Raw genomic sequence first — 23,270 nt, forward strand, 5'->3', positions numbered from 1 at the left:
CGTTTACTGTAATATCTTCGTATAGAAGGTACCGGTCTCTTCTTTCGGCAGCGGAGCCTTGAGCAGCTTCTCAAAGGTTGCGACAAGATCGCTGACGACGAAAGGCTGTCCTTTGACCTGGTTGTACTGGTAAGGAGCGAAGTTGTTGATGCGGATACGCAGGAGAGCCGCCAGCTGCCCGAGGTTCTGCTCGGCAACGACCACCTTTTTGTACCGTGCGAGGACTTCCGGCGTATTCTTCGGCAGCGGGTTCACATACTTGAACTGTGCCAGGGCCACCTTGTGTCCTTTCCGGCGCAGTTCCTCCATGGCTGAATAAAGATGGCCGTAGGTACTTCCGAAACCGACAATGAGCAGGTCGGCATCCGCTTCATCACCCAGAACTTTCAGGTCGGGAACGGGGATGCGCGCCACCTTGTCCCAGCGCAGGTGGTCCATCAGGTCATGGTTCTCGGGGTCGGTGGAGATGCTGCCGGTCTCGCCGTCCTTCTCCAGTCCGCCGAGGATATGCGCATATCCCTCTGTGCCCGGAATCGCCCAGTAGCGTGCCAGCGTCTCCGGATCACGCTTGTAAGGACTGTACTTGTACTTCTGGTCTTCCGTTGCGAAATGAGGGTGGATCTCCGGAAGCTCGTCAATGTTCGGCAGCTTCCATGCCGAGGAGCCGTTGGCGATGAACGCATCGGTAAGGAGCACGACCGGTGTCATGTGTTCCAAGGCGATCTTGCAGGCATGGTAGGCAGCATCGAAACAGTCGGTAGGACTGGTGGCTGCAATGACGGGCATCGGACTCTCCCCGTTGCGGCCATATAACACCTGGAGGAGGTCGGTCTGCTCGCTCTTCGTCGGCATACCTGTCGACGGACCGCCGCGCTGTACGTCGATGATGACCAGCGGCAGCTCGTCGATGACGGCAAGGTTCATCGCCTCGCTCTTCAGGCAGATACCCGGTCCGGAGGTGGAAGTGGCAGCCAGTGCGCCTGCAAACGCGGCGCCGATGGCCGATGCGCAGCCTGCGATCTCGTCCTCACACTGTACGGTCGTCACGCCCATCGACTTGTGTTTTGCCAGTTCGTGGAGGATGTCGGTTGCCGGCGTGATGGGATAGGAACCCAGGAACAGGCGCAGTCCGGCGCGCTCTGCCGCTGCCATCAGACCATAGGCAGTAGCCTTGTTGCCCGTAATATCCATATAACGTCCCGGTTCCTTCACCTTCGACTCGATGCGATAGGTGTTGGGAACGGAGGCATGGACGTTGTGGCCGTAGTTGTAACCGGCTTCGACGACCCGTATGTTCGCCTCGGCAATGGCCGGTTTCTTCTTGAACTTCTTCTCGAGGAAGCTGTTGACCAAGGTGAGGTCACGGTTGAACAGCCAGCAGACAATACCGAGTGCAAACATATTGCGGCACTTCAGCATGGACTTGTTGTCCATCCCCGAATCCGCCAGACACTCCTTCACCATCTTCGTGATCGGGCAGGCTACGACGCGGTCGGGGTCGATACCCATCTCGCCCAGATAGTCATCACTGCGGAACTCGGCCTTCTGAAGGTCGCGAGGGCCGAAGGAGTCGGTGTCAATGATGATTGTCCCGCTGGGTTTGCAATGCTTGTACTGCATCTTCAGAGCCGCCGCATTCATCGCCACCAGCACGTCGCAGCGGTCGCCCGGCGTATAGACCTTGCCTGCCCCAATGTGCACCTGGAAACCGCTCACACCCGTCAGTGAACCTTGCGGAGCACGGATGTCGGCCGGATAGTCCGGGAATGTAGACACGCCATTGCCCACCGTCGCCGAGACCGTAGTGAAGATATTGCCAGCAAGCTGCATACCATCACCGGAGTCGCCAGAGAAATGTACGACAACATTGTCGAGTTCTTTCACTTCGATTTGTTCTTCCATAGATTATTTCGTTGTTTATGTTAGTAAAATCGTTTCTGTATTATCTGTTTACGGGAAAGCCCGCCGGCCGCCGGACTTCCGTCCTCTTCCAGCACGGGCTTCTCCCCTTTCATCCGTTTCTTTCTCCCCCTTTCCTGCGGTTCTCAAGGCACAGAAGCCCTTACCGCCAGTATCCTTTTCCGTGGGAACCGCATTCCTACCAGTCCCCGTCTTCTCCTTCTGATAGACCCGTATCCAGTCGACCCGCATCTCGTAGGTATGTGCGGCATCGGGCTTGTCCGCCCATGAACCGTCGCCCACCGACTGGTTGAGAATCAGGTAGAAATCCGACTTGTCGAACGGCCACTGCTCCTGACTGTCATTCTGCTTTTCGTACTGATACAGCTCTCTGCCGTCCGCATAAAAGGTCAGCGCATCCTCCTCCCACTCCACCGCATAGACATGGTAACGGTCCATCGGCAGGCTGATGTTGCCCGAGTGCGGTTCGTCAGGATGGCTCTTCGTCCATGCGGAGTGTACCGTACTGTACGCCTTCTGCTCGCCGTTGATCTGTTCGAAGATGTCGATTTCCCCACCCTGCGGCCATTTCAGGTCCGTTCTGGGCATCATCCATATCGCCGGGAAATTCCCGATGAAGGGGTTGACAAGCGCCCGGCACTCCACTCTCCCGAAACGGAAAGCGAAACTCCGGCTGCTCTCTATGCCGCCTGTGCGCATCGTACCTTCGCCTGCTGCTCCGTCAGAAGCGGGGACAGCACGCAGAACGAGGCTGCCATCCTTCATGAAAGCAACATCAGGAGAATCGCTCAGGAATCTTGCCCACGTCACCTGAGGGCGGCGCCTGCAGCACTTCCACACCTTAGGGTCAGGCAGCGTACCGTCCGCCCCGTTGAACTCGTCGCAGAAGACAAGCCGGTAGCCGGGACGGCAGCCGCCGCAGCATGCAGCCGTCTGCACGGTCTGTGCAAACACGGCCACCGTATGCCATGCCATCAAGAGCATGGCGGGCAGGCACCTGTATTTCTTCTTTTCCAACATGGTCTGATGAGGACTTCTCTTTGCGGCACGTCCCGGCGAATGCAGGACAGACATACACGGCATACACGTTCTTCAGGTTTCTGATATACCCCCAGACCTGCCCGTTCCGTCACAGTGTGCCCGATTTGTCCTTCCCATAGATTATCTTTTGTTTATGTCAGTGTAACTGGGGACAAAAGTGCAAAATAATATTGAGAAAACAAAATGTTTTGAGGAGAAAAATAATATTTTTATAGGTTGCCGGTGAAAAAGCCCGATAAAACCATCAGAAACTTCCAACCGATGTCCGACACCGGTCGTGCCGATGGCATACACGCCTGCAATCTGTTGCCCGGACGGAAACGATCTGAAGCAAAAGCCAGAGGCGAACGTACCTTATCCGATGCAGGAAGCTGCTGTTACAAAGACAATGGGAAATCGCCGGTTGAAAGGAAACCAGCCATGGAACTCCCGGCCTTGAAGTCTTGCCGGACAGTCATCATCCCGAAGGACATACAGGGGCATCCCGCCGCCGGCTCAACTCCTCTAACGCCTAATTAACGGTTCTTCCGTTAAATGCGTAGATTGAAAATAGAATAAAGGCTTATGCACTTGCAGAGTATGACTGTCCGAAATCAAATGGTCTTACAAAGGAAGATAAACTACAGGATAAAATGCAGGAAAGGCAAATGGATACGATGCCTGTCCATCAGCCTGTCTTTCCGTCTTCCACAGACAACTTATTCCCATATCACCGGTGTTTGTAAACTGTTTTCATGCACTCCAAGCTGACACATGGTCTTCCGGCTTCTAAAAGATGCCTAATTGACCTGCAACCGGTGCTCTCTTAGCGTGTTACCAACGCCCTTTTGAAATCCAATCAAGCACCTTTTACGAACGGTTTGATAACCAACTGATTGACTGCTGGTTGCAAACCTGTTTTTTTTTTGCACATGTTATTTATCAATAGTCCGTTAAATTTTCGCGGTTTGCGAATCTTTCGTCCCTAAGGCAACAGAAATTGTGGCAGAAAGAAAACATGATAAGTCTCTGAAAAAGAGTAGATCAAATAACAAAATGTAACATAATAAAATCGGCTATCTCATTGAATTTCAGCAACTTTACAAATGTAAAAAGACAATAAAGTTTATGCTGATAACCAATTTGATAAGCCGATATATGAAGCTCTGCAAAGCAGCATTCAGTGCCGAAGATGGGGCAAAGTTAAGCAAAAGTATCCAGACAAACGTCATGGAAATGCTTTTTCTTTTGATGGTCATCCCAAGGAGATGCAATTTCACGCAGATGGGACGCTATGGCAATCGTGGCGAGCAGTGCTGTCGGCAGACGGCAGAGCGCAGCGTGGACTGGCTTGAGATGAACATGTGGCTGAGTGCTTTCGCCTTCAAAAAAGGCAAGGGTCGCAATGCCATCGTCATAGACCCGAGCTTCATCAGGAAGGCTGGGAATCATACCCCATACGTGGGTACGTTCTGGTCGGGCTGTGCAGGTGCGGTAAAGCACGGTCTTGAGATCCTCGGCATCGGTGTGATAGACGTGGACCTGCATGAGTGCATGATGCTGAAGGCTGTGCAGACCACATTGGAAAAAGGCGAGGAGGAAAAAGAGATGAGCCTATACGACTGGTATGCCAAGGTGTTGCAGGACGACAAGGTAACCTTACAGCGTATCTGCAAGGTGCTTGTCGCCGACTCAGCCTTCTCCAAAAGACCCTTCATCGACAAGGTAATGAAGATGAGATTCCATGTTGTGAGCCGCCTGCGTCATGACGCAGCCTTGTTCTACACATGGGACGGGGAACCCACGGGAAGGCCCGGCCGTCCCCGTGTCAAAGGTGACAAGATTGACGTGGGGAACATCGATATGTCTGAAGCCGAAATGCCTGAGCTGGAGGAGACCTCCGGCAAGGCTTATGCGCTCAAGGCAGGGTGCAAGTCCCTGCACAGGGTCGTGTCGCTTGTCATCCACGAGTTGCCCAACGGCAGTCGGCGCTTGTATTTCTGTACGGATGAGAGCATGGACGGACCCAATGTGGTGGAGTACTACACCACACGTTTCCAGGAGGAGTTTTGCTTTCGCGACGCAAGGCAGTTCCTCGGCCTTACAGATTGTCAGGCACGTGACAAGAGAAAACTTGACTTTGCCTTCAACTCTTCATTCACGGCACTCAATGTGGCCAAGATCATGTGCAGGGAACTTGGCACGTCCATCGGTCGACTTAAAGCGCAGATGGTCAATGCCTACTATGCGCAACGAATTATTGACGTGTTCGAGAAAAACCCGAACACGCCTTTAAATAAAGAAAGTATTAATGAGATATTTAGTTTCGATGCTGACGCAGCATAAAAATTAACGGAGTATTGATGCAAGTACACAAGCCCTTTATTCTATTCCCATCTATCCATTTAACGGAAGAACCACTTTTCTGCAATAAATCTCCATAGGTCTGTATGAAAATGGAAGAATGGGAGTGTCCCCCCCCACTGTTCTCTGGAAAAGCCCCCTTTCATCAAGAAGGTTACGTTAGTTTCCGGCAGTACAACTCTTCTTCCACTGCAGCTTGCTCCCATCCCGGCAGCATATTGTAAGCGTGCGAGCCCTCAGTGCGCCTGGTATCCACTGACAACACAAGATGTGATGACCCTCAGCACATCGGCAGGAGGTGGAAAAATCGGTTCATTCCTGTTACTATCTTATATACAGTAAGAGGCTGATGACTGACTTATGTGGGAAATGTTTACCGGACAGCAATGTCTGTCTTTATACAGAGGAAGGCAGCCGGAATGGTTGCCCTTCCGTAAGAGGGGGGATAGATTTATACGTATTTCTGGTAGTGCTTTACAGGAGAAAGGTTTCGGAATGGCTGTCTTGAAACCGAAAAATGTAGTTTCTGATGTATTATGGATGCTTATTGTTTGTGTTTTTGAGCTTTATTGTATAATTTTGCATTCAGGCAGGAATAAGTATACGGAATGAAGGTAAAGAACAGTAGACTTGAAGCATTGAAAATGCTCATATCAAGTATGGAACTCGGTTCCCAGGAAGAATTGTTGCGTGCGCTTGAGCAGGAAGGGTTCAGGCTGACGCAGGCGACGCTGAGCCGTGACCTCAAGCAGTTGAAGGTGGCGAAGGCTGCCTCGATGAATGGAAAGTATGTCTATGTCCTGCCGAATGAAACGATGTACCGGCGTGTCACCACGCCCCGGAAGGCTACGGAGATGCTGCAGCGCAGTGGTTACGTCTCCGTGAACATATCGGGACAGCTGGCGATCGTCAAGACACGGCCGGGCTATGCCAGTGCGATAGCCTATGACATTGACTGCTGTGACTCGCCTTATATATTAGGGTCGATTGCCGGTGACGATACCATCTTTGTGGCAATCCGTGAGGGGGCGACACGCGGGCAGGTACTGGAAGCCCTGTCGTACGTGATTCCCGAGATAGGATAGCACCGGATGTCGTTTGCAGAATGTGTAATATTCACCAACAGGTTTTGAAGTATGTATAACAAACGCTTAGTACGTGTCACTGACAATGTCTGGATAGCAGGTGTCTGTGCCGGGCTTGCCGATTTTTTTGGTTTCGACAGGGATGCTGCCCGCATTGTCTGGCTGCTGCTCACGCTTTTTACCGCAGGTTTCCCCGGGCTGATTCTCTATATTGCCTTGTGGCTGCTGATGCCGGTGTCAGATGGCCGGTGAAGGAGGTATGGTCCTGCATCTCGTCAATTCAGTGATGTCCGGTTCTGCCCTTTTCCCATTGTATCCAGGTGTTGACTGTGGGGCGTGTTCTCTCTCTTGAGGAAGGAAAAACGACAGGATTGAGTTGGGACGGGCCGTTTTTTTATGCACACATGATCATCGTGTGTGTATTTTTCTGTTTATTTTGTCGGTTTAATAGTGAAAATACAACACTTTTTATCTCCATTATTATTTTATTTGTTATTTTTGTGGCGAAAAAAGCATTGTGTTGATTTATGGATGAAGCGCTGAAGCAAATAGGGGAAAGATTGAAAGGTTTACGCGAGTCGTTGGAGGTCTCCGTGCAGGAGATGGCGGAAACGTGTGGCGTAACGGAAGAAAAATACCTGAAAATGGAGGGCGGTGAAAGCGACCTGGCGGTCAGCAGGCTGTATAAGCTCTCACGGAAATACGGTATTTCGCTTGATGTGCTGATGTTCGGCGAGGAACCCCGGATGGGGGCTTATTTCCTTACTCGTAACGGAAAGGGAATGAGTGTCGAGCGCAGGGAAGCCTATAAGTATCAGAGTCTGGCAAGTGGTTTCCGCGGCAGGAAGGCTGATCCTTTCCTGGTGACGGTAGAACCGAAGTCGGATGACGAGCCTGTAGACATGGATACGCATTCCGGGCAGGAATTTGATATGGTGTGGCAGGGACGTATGGCTCTTACCTTGGGTGGAAAACATTTTGTTCTTGAACCGGGTGATACCATTTATTTCGATGCCAGTCAGCCACATTGTATGCGGGCGTTGGACAACAGGACACTGAAGTTCCTGGCAATTATCTTTTAGATTTCCCGGATTCTGCTTCTGAATCCGGCATTGTGTGTAAGATTGTAAGCGCAGGTGTCTCTGGTATCGGCGGTCAGACGGGAATATCGGATCTGCCAGCGGGCCGCCTGCTTCCATTTCTAAAAACGAATATTCAGAATAACAAGATGATAGAAAGATATTTAACCCAGACTCAATTCTCTTCAGAGGAAGATTTCCGAGAGCATCTGCATTTCATAGTCCCTGATACTTTCAACTTCGCTTATGATGTCATGGATGAATGGGCAAAGGAAGCACCGGACAAACTTGCGCTTCTCTGGACCAGTGAGCGTGGTGAAGAGGTAAAGACCACCTTTGCCGGTTTCAAGGAGCAGACCGACCGTACAGCGGCTTACTTCCTCAGTCTTGGCATCAGCCGTGGCGACAAGGTGATGCTCATTCTCAAACGGCATTACCAGTGGTGGCTTGCGATGATGGCGTTGTGCAAAATCGGTGCGGTGGCCATCCCTGCTACCCATATGCTTACGAAGAAGGACATTGTCTACCGCAACCGGCGTGCTTCCGTGAAGGCAATTATATGTGTGAACGACGAATATGTCACAACGCAGGTCAGGCAGTCTGTCCCGGAGAGCCCGACGGTTGAAGTGCTCGTAGCCGTCAATTCCATGGTGCAGAGGGACAGTCCTGTGCCAGAGGGATTTCACGACTGGCATAAGGAATGGCCGGAGGCACCGGCATTCGTCCGTCCTGAAGAGGTGAATACGAACGGGGATACGATGCTGATGTATTTCACCAGCGGTACCAGTGGCGAACCGAAGATGGTGGCGCATGATTATCTCTATGCGCTGGGGCATCTCGTCACAGGTGTCTTCTGGCACAATCTGGACGGGAACGGCATCCATCTTACCGTGGCAGATACGGGATGGGGAAAGGCTGTCTGGGGAAAGCTGTACGGACAGTGGTTTGCCGGTGCGACGGTCTTCGTTTATGATCACGAGAAGTTCACGGCAGGAAAGATCATGAGAGTAATGGAGAAATACCGTGTCACGTCTTTCTGTGCTCCCCCCACCATCTACCGTTTCATGATACAGGAGGATTTCGCAAAGTACGACCTCTCTGCGCTGGAATACTGTACCACGGCCGGCGAGGCACTTGAGCCTGCCGTTTACCAGAAATTCTTCAACCTTACGGGAGTCCAGATGATGGAAGGTTTCGGACAGACCGAAACTACCATGACCCTTGGCACATTCCCCTGGATCAAACCGAAGCCGGGAAGCATGGGGAAGCCGAACCCGCAGTATGACATCAGACTGCTGAAGCCGGACGGGTCTGTCTGTGAGGATGGCGAGAAGGGCGAAATCTGCATCGATACCAGTGCAGGAAAGCCAATCGGGCTTTTTAAAGGATATTACCGTGATCCGGAACTGACAGCGAGGGCATGGCATGATGGTCTTTATTATACCGGCGACATTGCCTGGCGAGACGAGGACGGATATTATTGGTTTGTGGGCCGTGCCGATGATGTCATTAAAAGTTCAGGTTATCGCATTGGGCCGTTTGAGGTGGAAAGTGCGTTGATGACGCATCCGGCTGTTGTCGAGTGTGCTGTGACCGGCGTGCCCGATGTGGTGCGCGGTATGGTCGTCAAGGCAACCATTGTTCTCGCTGACGAATGGAGAAGCAAGGCAGGTGATGCTCTCGTAAAAGAACTGCAGAATCACGTCAAGCATGAAACGGCACCTTACAAGTACCCTCGTATCATCGAGTTTGTCGATGCCCTTCCGAAGACTATCTCCGGCAAGATTCGCCGGGTGGAGATCCGAGAACACGATAATCGGTAGCCTGCCCTTTCTGTTGGCTTTACATTTGGGGGTAAGCCTTTGGAGTAAGTTCTGTCTTGTGGCTTGATGAAAGAACTGTACAGATTTATTATATTAAGGTATAAATAGTTTTTCAGGGCTGACATTTGTAATAAAATATGAAAAAGCGTACTTTCGTGAAAGTTTTTCCCCGAAACATTTGGTGCGTATGTTTTTTCTTTATACCTTTGCACTCGCTTTACGAAACGAGCCGCACGGCTTGTTCCGTCGGCACAGAAAGAAAGAGTTCTTTGAAAGGATTTACATAGACAGAGAAGTAGTACAAGAAGCGTCTGCGCGGCATGCGTGCCGTGCGGACGGGTAAAAGAAACGAACCGATCAATTCGGCATCAGGGCAGGCTTTCTGGCTTCCGCCATTTCGCCGTTCCGCCCTTTTGCTTTTTGAACGAGGTGCTCTTTGAGCTTGATATTTCGGTAAAGGCGTTCCGGGACAGAGATTATCCGAGGCCTGGATGACGGGACGGGGCTTTCGCTCCTGTCCGCTATCCGTCGTCCGGTCTTGTCGTCACATTTTACAGTGGAGAGTTTGATCCTGGCTCAGGATGAACGCTGGCTACAGGCTTAACACATGCAAGTCGAGGGGAAACGGCGTTGAGTGCTCGCACTCTTCGGACGTCGACCGGCGCACGGGTGAGTAACGCGTATCCAACCTTCCCGTCACTGCGGGATAACCTGCCGAAAGGCAGACTAATACCGCATGGCCTTCACTGACGGCATCCGAGGTGAAGTAAAGCTTTTTTGCGGTGACGGACGGGGATGCGTCTGATTAGCTGGTTGGCGGGGCGACGGCCCACCAAGGCGACGATCAGTAGGGGTTCTGAGAGGAAGGTCCCCCACATTGGAACTGAGACACGGTCCAAACTCCTACGGGAGGCAGCAGTGAGGAATATTGGTCAATGGGCGGAAGCCTGAACCAGCCAAGTAGCGTGCAGGAGGACGGCCCTACGGGTTGTAAACTGCTTTTATGCGGGGATAAAGTGAGGGACGTGTCCCTTTTTGCAGGTACCGCATGAATAAGGACCGGCTAATTCCGTGCCAGCAGCCGCGGTAATACGGAAGGTCCGGGCGTTATCCGGATTTATTGGGTTTAAAGGGAGCGTAGGCCGGGGATTAAGTGTGTTGTGAAATGTAGGCGCTCAACGTCTGATGTGCAGCGCATACTGGTCCCCTTGAGTACGCGCAACGCCGGCGGAATTCGTCGTGTAGCGGTGAAATGCTTAGATATGACGAAGAACCCCGATTGCGAAGGCAGCCGGCGGGAGCGCAACTGACGCTGAAGCTCGAAGGTGCGGGTATCGAACAGGATTAGATACCCTGGTAGTCCGCACGGTAAACGATGGATGCCCGCTCTCGGCGCCTGGCGCCGGGGGCCAAGCGAAAGCGTTAAGCATCCCACCTGGGGAGTACGCCGGCAACGGTGAAACTCAAAGGAATTGACGGGGGCCCGCACAAGCGGAGGAACATGTGGTTTAATTCGATGATACGCGAGGAACCTTACCCGGGCTTGAATTGCAGGAGAACGATACAGAGATGTTGAGGTCCTTCGGGACTCCTGCGAAGGTGCTGCATGGTTGTCGTCAGCTCGTGCCGTGAGGTGTCGGCTCAAGTGCCATAACGAGCGCAACCCCTCTCCCCAGTTGCCATCGGGTTATGCCGGGCACTCCGGGGACACTGCCGCCGCAAGGTGCGAGGAAGGTGGGGACGACGTCAAATCAGCACGGCCCTTACGTCCGGGGCTACACACGTGTTACAATGGCCGGTACAGAGGGCTGGCGCTCCGCGAGGCGCGCCGAATCTATAAAGCCGGTCTCAGTTCGGACTGGGGTCTGCAACCCGACCCCACGAAGCTGGATTCGCTAGTAATCGCGCATCAGCCACGGCGCGGTGAATACGTTCCCGGGCCTTGTACACACCGCCCGTCAAGCCATGAAAGCCGGGGGTGCCTGAAGTCCGTGACCGCGAGGATCGGCCTAGGGCAAAACTGGTGATTGGGGCTAAGTCGTAACAAGGTAGCCGTACCGGAAGGTGCGGCTGGAACACCTCCTTTCTGGAGCGGTCGTCTTTCCGCTTCAGGCGACGGGGGCGTCTCGGGTTCGTTTCCCTTCCTGTGCTGCTCTGTCTCTGTCTTTTCCTTTTCCAGGAGTCCGGGTACGAGGCCCGCATGCGTGAGGTTCGAGTCCTCCGTCTCCGCCAGCGGGGCCGGCCGGCTCCGGGAGCAGGGTTCCGCCCCGCGTCCCCTTCCGGCCGTTTCCACACGATCTTTGACATATTGACACAGGCAAGACTGTAAAGCAGAGCCGGTCTCCTTTCGGAGTCCGGCGTTCTCCGGGGGTTCTTTCCCCCGGATGGAATCTGAAAGACAGCTGAAAGTATGAGCTGCCTCCCCGCGTTTTTCCGCGGGGAAGGCGAAGAAAGTAAGAAAGGGCGCATGGCGGATGCCTTGGCTCACGGAGGCGATGAAGGACGTGATAAGCTGCGATAAGCCCCGGGTAGGTGCAAATGACCGTTGATCCTGGGATTTCCGAATGGGACAACCCGGCAGGCTGAAGGCCTGTCATCACTGCATATGCAGTGAGGCGAACGGAGGGAACTGAAACATCTTAGTACCTCCAGGAAGAGAAAATAAACGAATGATTCCCCCAGTAGCGGCGAGCGAACGGGAAAGAGCCTAAACCTGCTTTGTGGCAACGCTTAGCAGGGGTTGTAGGACCACGCTGTCGTACTTAGATTGTGAGGAGAATCTACTGGAAAGTAGAATCATAGAAGGTGATAATCCTGTATCCGAAGCATGACGAGACGTAGTGGTATCCTGAGTAACGCGGAACACGTGAAATTCTGCGCGAATCTGCCGGGACCATCCGGCAAGGCTAAATACTCCCGTGAGACCGATAGTGTACGAGTACCGTGAGGGAAAGGTGAAAAGCACCCCGCGAGGGGAGTGAAAGAGTTCCTGAAACCGTGCGCCTACAAGCGGTCGGAGCCGCGCGAGCGGTGACGGCGTGCCTTTTGCATAATGAACCTACGAGTTGCCGTGTCCGGCGAGGATAAGCGTCATGAGACGCGCATCCGCAGTGGAAGCGAGCCTGAAGAGGGCGTCGAGTCGGACGGGGCAGACGCGAAACCAAGTGATCTACACTTGCCCAGGCTGAAGTCCGGGTAACACCGGATGGAGGGCCGCACGGATAAGCGTTGAAAAGCTTCCCGATGAGGCGAGTGTAGGAGTGAAAGGCCAATCAAACTTGGAGATAGCTCGTACTCCCCGAAAGGCATTTAGGTGCCGCGTGCGGCGATATCCATGAGAGGTAGAGCGACCGATAGGTCGAGAGGGCTTCACCGCCTGTCGAGACCTGACGAACTCCGAATGCTCATGGACTGCAGCCGTGCAGTAAGGGGGCGGGTGCTAAGGTCCGTCCCCGAGAGGAGAAGAATCCAGACCGCCGTCTAAGGCCCCGGAATTCTGCCTGAGTTAGTCTAACGAAGTCTGGTCCCCGTGACAGCCAGGATGTTGGCTTGGAAGCAGCCATTCATTCAAAGAGTGCGTAACAGCTCACTGGTCGAGGGTCCGGGCGTGGATAATAATCGGGTATAAGGCAGATGCCGAAGGCGCGGGATAGCGATGTGCATTGCAAGTATCGGTAGGGGAGCATTCCATGCCCGCTGAATGGTGAGGGCGACCGATCCTGGAGGGCATGGAAAAGCAAATGTAGGTATGAGTAACGATAAAAAGGGTGGGATTCCCTTTCGCCGAAAGACCGAGGTTTCCCGGGCGATGCCAGTCAGCCCGGGGTCAGTCGGGTCCTAAGCCTCAGCCGAACGGCGATGGCGATGGCAGATGCGGTCAACATTCCGCAACTCGCATTATCAGTGACGTGGAGACGGAGCAGTGACACTGCCGCGCCCTGACGGAACAGGGCGTTTAAGTGCGTAGGCTTTGACAGCGGCAGGCAAATCCGCCGCTGGAGCTGAAACACGAAAGTACGGCTCTTCCTCCGGGAAGGGCCGAGCGCAGGTAACCATACTCCCGAGAAAATCCGCTAAACTTAATGGTACTGCGACCCGTACCGCAAACGGACACACGTGGTCGGGTAGAACATACTGAGGCGTTGAGAGATTCATGGTCAAGGAACTAGGCAAACTGACCCCGTAACTTCGGGATAAGGGGTCCTCGTGGCGACACGAGGCGCAGAGAATAGGTCCAGGCAACTGTTTAACAAAAACACAGGGCTGTGCGAACTCGAAAGATGAGGTATACAGCCTGACACCTGCCCGGTGCCGGAAGGTTAAGAGGAGACGTCACCAGCGATGGGAAGCGTCGAATTGAAGCCCCGGTAAACGGCGGCCGTAACTATAACGGTCCTAAGGTAGCGAAATTCCTTGTCGGGTAAGTTCCGACCTGCACGAATGGTGTAATGATCCGGACGCTGTCTCGACCATGATCTCAGTGAAATTGTAGTATCGGTGAAGATGCCGATTACCCGCGATGGGACGAAAAGACCCCGTGAACCTTTACTGCAGCTTAGCACTGACCTCGGTCATCCGATGTGTAGGATAGGCCGGAGGCTTCGAGGCGGGCGCGCCAGCGTCCGCGGAGCCGCCCTTGAAATACGGCCCTTCGGCTGTCTGAGGTCTAACGCGCCTGTGGCGCGGACACTGCTTGGCGGGCAGTTTGACTGGGGTGGTCGCCTCCAAAAGCGTAACGGAGGCTTCCAAAGGTGCCCTCGGGCCGATCGGTAACCGGCCTCATGGAGTGCAATGGCATAAGGGCGCCTGACTGGGAGGCAGACATGCCGAGCAGGTGGGAAACCAGGGCATAGTGATCCGGCGGACGTGCATGGAAACTCCGTCGCTCAAAGGATAAAAGGTACTCCGGGGATAACAGGCTGATCCCCCCCAAGAGCTCATATCGACGGGGTGGTTTGGCACCTCGATGTCGGCTCGTCACATCCTGGGGCTGGAGAAGGTCCCAAGGGTTGGGCTGTTCGCCCATTAAAGTGGCACGCGAGCTGGGTTCAGAACGTCGTGAGACAGTTCGGTCTCTATCTATCGTGGGCGTTGGAGTTTTGCGTGGTGCCGTCACTAGTACGAGAGGACCGTGGCGGACAGACCTCCGGTCAGCCGGTTGTGCCGCCAGGTGCACCGCCGGGTAGCTGAGTCTGGATCGGATAAGCGCTGAAAGCATCTAAGTGCGAAGCCGGCCGCAAGATTAGAACTCCTCATGAGGGCCGTCAGAGACGATGACGTTGATAGGGCGCAGGTGTAAAGACGGCGACGTCAAAGCCGAGCGCTACTAATTGCCCGAGACTTTCTTCCGGGTCTCCCCCGCCTTTCCGGCGCCGGGGAGGCCGGCGCTCACTCTTCCGGCTGTCCCCTCCCCCCTCCGGGGGACGGGTTCCTGTCCTGCCTGTGCGATACGTCACCCATACGGGCGCCGCGTCCCTGCGGAAGGACATTCCGCGGGAGCGCCGTCCCGGATACATTCAGGTGGTTATTGCGGCGGGGTCCCACCTCTTCCCATTCCGAACAGAGAAGTTAAGCCCGCCTGCGCCGATGGTACTGCAATGCAATGCGGGAGAGTAGGTGGCCGCCTCCTTTCAGACACGGGAGAGCCCCGGAGAGAAATCTCCGGGGCTCTCCCTTTTTCTGTTGGGGGCAGGCGGTGATAAGCGATGTTAGGCGGTTATAGGAGGGAGAAGAGGGTCAGTAGAAAATAAGGGGTCAGTCCTAAAACCCAGTTGCAAGCCTACCCGCTTAAACACACAATTTCATAAGCCTATATAAAAAGAAAGGAATATCTGTAACTCCTCTGAACTGTGCCCTGAATGCCTTAACCTTAGCATTGAATGACTCGGCATTTGCATTCGTAGCTCTGTTTACAAAGAAATTGAGTATGGTTTGATAATGATTTTCAAACGTGTCAATCACTGTGTAGAAATTGTCCACTCCCAGCTCTTCAACCTCATTAAACCATTTTGCCAGCTTCAGCCTTGCAGCATCCTTGATGCTCTTGATGTTATAAATGTCGGTAAGTTTCATAGCCAAATCATATGCCTTTTTCAGTGTCGGATAATGTTCAAAGATGATCTGTGCCCTACCTTTCTGTGTTTCAGTCCACTTGGTCTTGTGCTTGGTCAATATGAACTTTGCTCTGGCGAGCAACTGCTTGCGCGTGTCACCATTGCTGTATCTAAATGGTATATATTCCTTTCCCTTACTTTTAGCTTCTTTTATCTCCTCATTCTCTTTATCTCTTGCCATCCATCGGTAAGCGATACGCATGTCATCCAGAGCATCATAATATAGTTTCTGCACATGAAATCTGTCATTGGTAATAAGTGCTTTGGGAAAAACAGAGCGGGCTATGCGCATCATCGAAGATGACAAATCGAGTGTTATCTCCTTGACAGTCTTCCGTTTAGAAAGGTTTATCTTCTTGAGAACCTGGATGACGTCCTCAGCCTTGGTCCCTTTAACCACAGCCACTAAAGTCCCTTTTCTGCCCTTTCCCGCCTTGTTGGTCAGAAAAGTATAAACCTCGCCACTGCTTAGACAGGTCTCATCGATACTTAGACTCTCTCCTATGTTATCTTCAAACAATAGCCAGTCTTGAGCATGATCCAACTGATTCCAGCTACGATAATCACTGAAATGTTCCTTGTACTGTGTGGATAACAGCTTGCCATTTACGCCATAGTGCGCACCAATGCTTGCGATGCTCTCTGCAGTGGACTCAATTCTATTCTTTTAAAAAAGAAACGAACTCGGGGGATAGTTTACTGCCCTCGGCCGTCAAATCATCATATGAATAAGTAAATATCTCTCCGTTGGAACTGTCACGCCACTTGCGACGGCGAACATGGAGGTAAACTGCTTTGCCACGAAGGGGAAAGTCCTGAATAACACGCTCGCTGGTAAAACCATAACTGCTTACAGTGCCTAACTTATGGTCTGACTTTTCCATGAAGTTACGCTCGTCAAGCCAAAAGTCAAACTGGGAAACACTCTCTTGAATATCGACAACATCAAAGTAGTCGGCAAGTACATCTGGAAAGATGCAACGTAATAATTGGTGACTCTTCATGATGCAAAGGTAATAAATACTTATGAGATTGTGTGCTTAAGCGGATAGACTTGCAACTGGGTTTTAGGACTGACCCAAAATAAGGGGGAGAAGAGGGGCAGTAGAAAAAAAGCCTCATTAGGAAATAGGGGGGACAGTAGATATTTAGTCGGTGATAAGCGATGATAGGCGGCGATAAGTGATAATGGGTAGTGATAGACGGTAATAGGCTGTGATAACATAGCCATTTAAAAATACTTTGTTTTGATGCAACGCAACAAAAGAATTGATGTACATGATGTATAAAAGGGTGGAGAAGGAGATTTTTTCTTATTTTTTTATGAGCATTGTATTTTTCTTCTCAATATTTAATACCTTTGTCAAAGAAACAATCTGTGTAGAAGGACGGTATGATGTTGAGGATATGGAACCAGAATACTGCTTAACTTGAAACTATAAATTTGCCGTTTATGGAAAAGTCATTATTGTATCTGCTTGTTTTACCTGTACTTATGTTGTTATTGGCAGGCTGCCATAGTGAAGAGGACGACTTTATTGATAAGCCAGATCCGAAGAGTCTTATTGTCAAAGGTGTTGCCAGAACGTCAGGCGGGCAGCCGTTGCCGAATATAGAGGTGAAGTTGGATTTCAGAGAAGCATCTCTGATTACTACCAAGGTGTACCATAAAGCAAAGGCCACGACTGATAAAGATGGCAGCTATATTATGTTTTTCAATTTAAGTGATGAAGAATTAAAGTCTTTGACAACTTTTGTAGGAGATGCCCGTGTCTCATACAATCTGCAACTTACATTGGACTTGAATGAATTAGATGACAGAGAGTATCTTTTACCTTCAGATGATTCATCGGTGCGTGACCCGAAAGAAAAGAAACTTTTCTACTACTCCTATAGACCACAAGGAGCGTTGCAATTAGGAAAGGTTTATGAGGAGAACATATTTATCCCTCGCAAGCAGCTGGTGAGTGTAAGGATAGAAAGCAATGGAACAATAAACGAAAAGGATAAGTTTGCTGTCAGAAATAGGGTTAAGTATGGTTTGGAAAGCCAGATGCCTGCTCAATTCGACCTTGAAGGCGGATTGGTTGTTTTCTACAGACCAGTAACATTGAAGAATACCCATAGCCAAGTTATTCAGGTAGCTTGTGCCGTTGCAGAAGGAAGTAAGATTGCTTTGTACCGTATGCCTGAAGGAGAATATAATTATAAGGCGTTCTCTTCAGAGATTGAAGTGCCTGTGACAAAGACGGTGGGAGGGGGCGTATTCAGGACTTATTAAGGTTGCCCCGTAGTTATGTAGATTTTTCTTGTTGGCATAAAGTATCATGGGGCTGATTTCTAAGCCCCTATGAATGAGTTGTCATTTGGCGTAGAACGTTATCTCCTTTGGTATCTTCACCCACTTGTTATTGACGACAATCTTCATCGTACTGCCGGCAAGGCGGGTGAGGGTGTAGGTTCCGTCAGGATTACGTTTCAGTTCGGCCGTGAGATCTTCGCTTCCATAATCGTTGATAATGGTCAGGAATGCTTTTCCCCCTTTGATGGCAGCATCTGATATGATCCATTTGCGTGTATCCCTTTTTGCGCCGAAGTAGCCGGGAACTTCACCGAATATCTCCTGCCGTGGCACGGTGATGTCATTGTGATAGAAGTCTATGTCCATCCATACCTGATATTCATCATTGACGAGATGCGCCTTGAAGATAGAGTCTTTTTCCTGTACGGTTCCGGCACATTGCATACAGGATGCTGTCCTGTCGGTTTCCGGCAGATTGCCATATGCTCTGAAGCAGGAAGAGGCAGCCAGTAAAGCCGTTATTGTGAGTATGTTTCTTTGTCTCATGTCCGTGAATGTTTGGTTGTTGCAAAGATAATGCTTTTGCGTAATAATTTATGATTCATACATAAAAATATGCAGTTTAAATTGTTGTTTCCCTTATTTTGTATTACCTTTGTACACGATACGTATCAATTGTTTAAAGGAGAAGATGTTGTTTCCGGATTATATTTTTGAGACCAGCTGGGAAGTGTGTAATAAGGTCGGAGGAATTTATACCGTACTTTCCACCCGTGCGAAGACTTTACAGGACAGAATAAAAGATCACGTGATATTCCTCGGGCCCGACTGCTGGCACGATTCGCCATCCCCTTATTTCAAGGAGGATGAAAAGCTCTTTACCGCCTGGCAGCAGAAGGCTGCATCCGAAGGGCTGCCGGTCAAAGTCGGCCGTTGGGATGTTCCCGGTGAGCCGATTGCCATGCTCGTTGATTTCCAGACATTCTTCAGCCGGAAAGACGAACTGTACGGAAAGCTGTGGGAGTATTACCATGTGGACAGTCTCCATGCGTACGGAGATTACGATGAATCAGCTCTGTTCGCTTATGCTACGGCACTTGTCGTAGAAAGTTTCTATAAGTTTTATCTCAGTGAGAACGACAAGGTCGTCTTCCATGCGAACGAATGGCAGACGGGATTCGCCGCACTCGTTCTGCAGCACCGTCAGCCACAGATAGCTTCTATCTTCACAACCCATGCCACCTGTATCGGTCGCAGTATAGCGGGCAATAACAAGCCGTTGTACGAATATCTTTGGGCATATAATGGCGACCAGATGGCTTCGGAGTTGAATATGGAGAGCAAGCACTCAATCGAAAAACAGACTGCCCACCACGTTGACTGCTTCACGACAGTGAGCGATATTACGGCAACAGAGTGCAAGGAACTGCTTGACAAGCCGGTGGACGTAGTTCTTCCCAACGGTTTCGAGAACGACTTTGTACCAAAAGGCGCAACTTTCACAAAGAAGCGTAAGGCAGCACGTAAGCGTCTGCTCGACGTAGCCAATGCACTCACTGGTGACGATATACAGGATGATGCGTTGATTGTATCAACCAGCGGACGCTATGAGTTCCGCAATAAAGGTATCGATGTATTCATAGAATCAATGAACCGTCTGCGCTTTGACGAGAACCTGAAAAAGCAGGTCGTAGCCTTCATCGAGGTTCCTGGCTGGGTGGTCGGACCGCGGCAGGATCTTGTAGAGCGGCTGGACAGCGGACGGCATTTCGATACCCCGCTGGAGAATCCCGTGCTGACTCACAGGCTGCACAACATGGACAGCGACAAAGTGCTGAATATGTCCAGGACGCTCGGTATGGGCAATGCCCGGGCCGACAGGGTAAAGCTCATCTTTGTTCCATGTTACCTGACAGGCGATGACGGCATACTGAACATGAGCTATTATGACCTCGTATTGGGCAATGATCTCTGCGTCTATCCGTCTTACTACGAGCCGTGGGGTTACACACCGTTGGAGGCCGTCGCCTTCAAGGTCCCCTGCATCACGACCGATCTCGCCGGTTTCGGCTTGTGGGCGAATACGGAGAAAGGTGCGTACAGCGAGATTGAGGACGGTGTGAAGGTACTGCACCGTACCGATTACAACTTTTCGGAAGTGGCTGACGGAATCAAGGAAACTATCATCCGTTATGCCGGATTCCCGAAAGCGGAAGTGGACAGATGCCGTTCAAATGCCGGGAAGCTCTCCCATAAGGCACTGTGGAGCAAGTTCATCAAGTATTATGAGCGGGCATACGACATTGCATTAGAGAAGGCAGCTGAAAGAAACAGCTGAAAAACTGCTTTAATAACGATATAAAGATAAAACAGTCAAACTAAGTTAAGTTATGAAGATTAAATCAGATTATTCCAATGAGCCTCAGTGGAAAGAGGTAACCGTTAAGTCGACCCTGCCGAAGGAACTGGCTTGTCTCGACGAGATTGCTCACAACATGTGGTGGGCTTGGAATTACGAGGCGCGCAACATGTTCAAAGCTCTTGACGAGGTGCTCTATGAAGAGGTTGGACATAATCCCGTCCAGCTTCTCGAGCGGCTCAGCTACGAACGCAAGGAGGCGATCGTCAAGGACAAGAAGCTGATGAAGCAGGTGGGTGAGGTCTACAAGAAGTTCCGTGCCTACATGGATGTCAAGCCCGACAGCAAACGTGCTTCAGTCGCTTACTTCTGTATGGAATTCGGTCTGAACCAGACGCTGAAGATCTATTCCGGCGGTCTGGGCATGTTGGCCGGCGACTATCTCAAGGAGGCTTCCGACTCCAATGTCGACCTCTGTGCCGTAGGTTTCCTCTATCGTTTCGGTTACTTCACACAGAGCCTCTCCATGGACGGACAGCAGATTGCCAAATACGACGCACAGAATTTCAATTCCCTGCCCATCGAGCGTGAACTGGACGAGAACGGCAATCAGGTGGTCGTGGATGTTCCTTACCGCAACTATCAGGTACACGCACTTGTATGGCGTGTGAATGTCGGCCGTATCAAGCTCTATCTGCTCGATACCGACAACGACATGAACTCGGAGTTCGACCGTCCGATTACCCACTCGCTCTACGGCGGCGACTGGGAGAACCGCCTGAAGCAGGAGATCCTCCTCGGTATCGGCGGTATGCTCACACTGAAGAAGCTCGGCATCAAGAAGGATATTTACCACTGCAACGAGGGGCATGCGGCACTCTGCAACCTCCAGCGTCTCTGCGACTACATCGAAGGCGGACTGACATTCAACCAGGCCATGGAGCTGGTACGTGCATCTTCGCTCTATACTGTACATACGCCGGTGCCTGCCGGTCACGACTACTTCGACGAGGCACTCTTCGGCAAGTACATGGGCGACTATCCTGCACGGCTGGGTATCTCCTGGGACGAGTTCATCGGTATGGGACGTACCAATCCCGACGACCACAGCGAGCGTTTCTGCATGAGTACCTTTGCCTGCAACACCTGTCAGGAAATCAACGGTGTGTCGAAGCTCCACGGCTGGGTAAGCCAGAAGATGTTCGCACCGCTGTGGAAAGGCTATTTCCCGGAGGAGAATGCCGTAGGCTACGTGACCAACGGCGTACACCTTCCGACCTGGACCGCTACGGAGTGGCGCAAGGTCTACGACAAGTACTTTGACAAGAGCTTCATGGGCGACCAGAGCAACGAGCAGATCTGGCATGCCATTTACAACGTTCCTGACGCGGAAATCTGGGAGACCCGCATGGCACTGAAGCAGAAGCTCATCAAATACATCCGCGACAAGTTCACTCAGCAGTGGCTCCGCAACCAGGGCGATCCTGCCAAGGTGGTCTCCATCCTTGAGAAGATCAATCCTAATGCTTTGATGATCGGTTTCTGCCGCCGCTTTGCCACTTACAAGCGTGCGCATCTGCTTTTCACCGACCTTGAACGTCTGGAGAAAATCGTCAACAATCCGGAGCGTCCGGTTCTGTTCTTCTTCTCGGGCAAGGCGCATCCGGCTGACGGTGCCGGTCAAGGGCTCATCAAACGCATCTTCGAGATTTCCCGTATGCCGCAGTTCCTCGGCAAGATCATCTTCCTTGAAGACTATGATATGCAGCTGGCCCGCCGTCTGGTATCAGGTGTCGACATCTGGATGAATACCCCGACCCGTCCGCTCGAGGCAAGTGGTACGTCCGGCGAGAAGGCCGAGATGAACGGTGTCATCAACCTCTCCGTACTCGACGGCTGGTGGGTTGAAGGCTATCGTGAGGGTGCCGGTTGGGCACTGCCGGAGAAGCGTACCTATCAGAACCAGGGCTATCAGGACCAGCTTGATGCTGCGACCATCTACAGTCTGCTCGAGAACGAAATCGTCCCGCTCTATTTCAACAAGGACAAGAAGAAAGGCTACTCTGAAGGCTGGGTAAAGGTTGTGAAGAACTCCATTGCGACGATTGCGCCTCACTATACGATGAAGCGCCAGCTGGACGACTATTACGACAAGTTCTACGAGGGTCAGGCCAAGCGTGCGCACAAGCTCGAAGCCCACGACAACAAGCTTGCCAAGGAGATTGCACTCTGGAAAGAGTCGGTTGCCGAGCGCTGGGACAGCATCTATGTCGTATCCAAGAACGAGGAAGAGCTGCAGGACATCGCTACCGGACATAAGGTGAAAGTCACCTACACGATCGACGAACAGGGACTGAACGACGCCATCGGTCTGGAGCTTGTCTTCCTGAAGAATGCACCGGTCGATGATGTGAACATCCACAACGTCATTCCGTTCAAACTCGTCAAGACAGAGGGCAACCACTATACCTTCGAGGCTTCCTTCGAAGCCAGTGAGGCCGGTGCCTACAAGTGCGATGTCCGTATGTTCCCGAAGAACAGTCTTCTGCCGCACCGTCAGGACTTCGCATACGTGAAGTGGATCGGATAAGAACACTGAAAACTGATCAATAGCAAAAAGCCATTCCTAAGCTCTGAAAGGAGATCGGGAATGGTTTTTTTATGCACTTGCAGAGTATGGCTGCCCAAAAACAGATGGTCTTACAAAGGAGGATAAACTACGGGTGAAATGCTGAAAAGACGAATTGATACGATGCCTGTCCATCAGCCTGTCTTTTTTTCTTCTACAAACGACTTATCCCCATATCTTCGGTGTTTGTAAACTGTTTTCATGCAACGCAAAGCGACACATGCTCTTCTGGCTTCTAACAGATGCCTGATTGACTTGCGACAGGTGCTCTCTTGGCGTGTTACCAACGCCCTTTTGGAGTCCAATCAAGCACCTTTTCTGGACGGCTTGACAACCGGTTGATTTACTGTCGGTTACGAAATCGTTTTTTACACGTGTTCTTTTTATTTGCAGATGATTTATTTGAAATTATGTAATGACTTTTCAAAATCTTGTCTGTACTTCCAACGTATTAAAATGAAAAGGTCTTTGTATCGGAGGATGATAATAGAATAGGCCGCCAAGGCGGTCTTGCCCATGTTTTTTGTTTAATGAACAACCTCAGTTCTTCCGTCAAAGCTATGCGAAAAGCATCCA

General features: G+C 51.5%; 13 protein-coding genes and 3 rRNA genes. 11 read left to right on the forward strand and 5 right to left on the reverse strand.

Translation table 11 applies throughout. The annotated features are described in order from the left end of the window. Nucleotides 1-3 precede the first annotated feature (3 nt). Both J4864_RS05645 and J4864_RS05650 read right to left on the reverse strand, forming a co-directional pair. A complete protein-coding gene (locus J4864_RS05645; protein WP_007367815.1) occupies nucleotides 4-1,902 on the reverse strand; it encodes a 2-oxoacid:acceptor oxidoreductase subunit alpha in 1,899 nt (632 codons plus the stop codon). A 48-nt stretch (nucleotides 1,903-1,950) separates the two neighbouring features. After that, the gene (locus J4864_RS05650; protein ID WP_211814034.1) at nucleotides 1,951-2,940 is read right to left on the reverse strand and encodes a glycoside hydrolase family 16 protein; all 990 of its coding nucleotides are present in this window, start codon (nucleotides 2,938-2,940) and stop codon (nucleotides 1,951-1,953) included. A gap of 1,158 nt (nucleotides 2,941-4,098) precedes the next feature. Here J4864_RS05650 and J4864_RS05655 point away from each other — a divergent pair. From J4864_RS05655 to rrf, 8 genes are all read left to right on the forward strand, one after another. After that, the gene (locus tag J4864_RS05655; protein WP_246479386.1) at nucleotides 4,099-5,286 is read left to right on the forward strand and encodes a transposase; all 1,188 of its coding nucleotides are present in this window, start codon (nucleotides 4,099-4,101) and stop codon (nucleotides 5,284-5,286) included. A gap of 626 nt (nucleotides 5,287-5,912) precedes the next feature. Next, nucleotides 5,913-6,389 carry an arginine repressor gene (locus J4864_RS05660; protein WP_004353991.1) on the forward strand — a complete coding sequence of 159 codons (477 nt, stop codon included), beginning with the start codon at nucleotides 5,913-5,915 and terminating at the stop codon, nucleotides 6,387-6,389. A 51-nt stretch (nucleotides 6,390-6,440) separates the two neighbouring features. Next, on the forward strand, nucleotides 6,441-6,641 hold the full coding sequence (locus tag J4864_RS05665) for a PspC domain-containing protein (RefSeq protein ID WP_007367823.1): 201 nt from the start codon (nucleotides 6,441-6,443) through the stop codon (nucleotides 6,639-6,641). A gap of 275 nt (nucleotides 6,642-6,916) precedes the next feature. Next, nucleotides 6,917-7,471 carry a helix-turn-helix domain-containing protein gene (locus J4864_RS05670; RefSeq protein WP_007367824.1) on the forward strand — a complete coding sequence of 185 codons (555 nt, stop codon included), beginning with the start codon at nucleotides 6,917-6,919 and terminating at the stop codon, nucleotides 7,469-7,471. A 146-nt stretch (nucleotides 7,472-7,617) separates the two neighbouring features. Further along, entirely contained in the window at nucleotides 7,618-9,291 is a 1,674-nt protein-coding gene (locus J4864_RS05675) for an AMP-binding protein (RefSeq protein ID WP_211814035.1), read from the forward strand. Nucleotides 9,292-9,844: 553 nt separating this feature from the next. Further along, nucleotides 9,845-11,377: ribosomal RNA gene (locus J4864_RS05680) — 16S ribosomal RNA — on the forward strand. Nucleotides 11,378-11,738: 361 nt separating this feature from the next. Continuing rightward, nucleotides 11,739-14,640: ribosomal RNA gene (locus tag J4864_RS05685) — 23S ribosomal RNA — on the forward strand. A 167-nt stretch (nucleotides 14,641-14,807) separates the two neighbouring features. Continuing rightward, nucleotides 14,808-14,920 (forward strand): 5S ribosomal RNA (gene rrf / locus J4864_RS05690). The 16S, 23S and 5S rRNA genes sit together here, the layout of an rRNA operon. 158 nt (nucleotides 14,921-15,078) lie before the next feature. On the opposite strand, the gene J4864_RS05695 is transcribed toward rrf, so the two are convergent. After that, on the reverse strand, nucleotides 15,079-16,062 hold the full coding sequence (locus J4864_RS05695; RefSeq protein ID WP_449579655.1) for an ISAon1 family transposase: 984 nt from the start codon (nucleotides 16,060-16,062) through the stop codon (nucleotides 15,079-15,081). A gap of 1 nt (nucleotide 16,063) precedes the next feature. Then, complete coding sequence (locus J4864_RS05700) at nucleotides 16,064-16,408, reverse strand: ISAon1 family transposase N-terminal region protein (RefSeq protein ID WP_211813866.1); 345 nt, start codon at nucleotides 16,406-16,408, stop codon at nucleotides 16,064-16,066. A 449-nt stretch (nucleotides 16,409-16,857) separates the two neighbouring features. Between J4864_RS05700 and J4864_RS05705 the strand changes: the two genes are divergently transcribed. Beyond that, complete coding sequence (locus J4864_RS05705; protein WP_211814036.1) at nucleotides 16,858-17,685, forward strand: hypothetical protein; 828 nt, start codon at nucleotides 16,858-16,860, stop codon at nucleotides 17,683-17,685. 81 nt (nucleotides 17,686-17,766) lie between these two features. On the opposite strand, the gene J4864_RS05710 is transcribed toward J4864_RS05705, so the two are convergent. Beyond that, entirely contained in the window at nucleotides 17,767-18,150 is a 384-nt protein-coding gene (locus J4864_RS05710) for a hypothetical protein (RefSeq protein WP_394370997.1), read from the reverse strand. Between the two features lie 247 nt (nucleotides 18,151-18,397). Between J4864_RS05710 and J4864_RS05715 the strand changes: the two genes are divergently transcribed. Both J4864_RS05715 and glgP read left to right on the forward strand, forming a co-directional pair. Continuing rightward, entirely contained in the window at nucleotides 18,398-20,044 is a 1,647-nt protein-coding gene (locus J4864_RS05715) for a glycogen/starch synthase (protein WP_211814038.1), read from the forward strand. Between the two features lie 52 nt (nucleotides 20,045-20,096). Further along, nucleotides 20,097-22,655, forward strand: a complete 2,559-nt coding sequence (glgP, locus tag J4864_RS05720; RefSeq protein ID WP_211814039.1) for an alpha-glucan family phosphorylase — start codon at nucleotides 20,097-20,099, stop codon at nucleotides 22,653-22,655. The last annotated feature ends 615 nt before the right edge of the window (nucleotides 22,656-23,270 follow it).

The sequence above is a fragment of the Prevotella multiformis genome, from assembly GCF_018127985.1.
Taxonomy (GTDB): Bacteria; Bacteroidota; Bacteroidia; order Bacteroidales; family Bacteroidaceae; genus Prevotella; species Prevotella multiformis.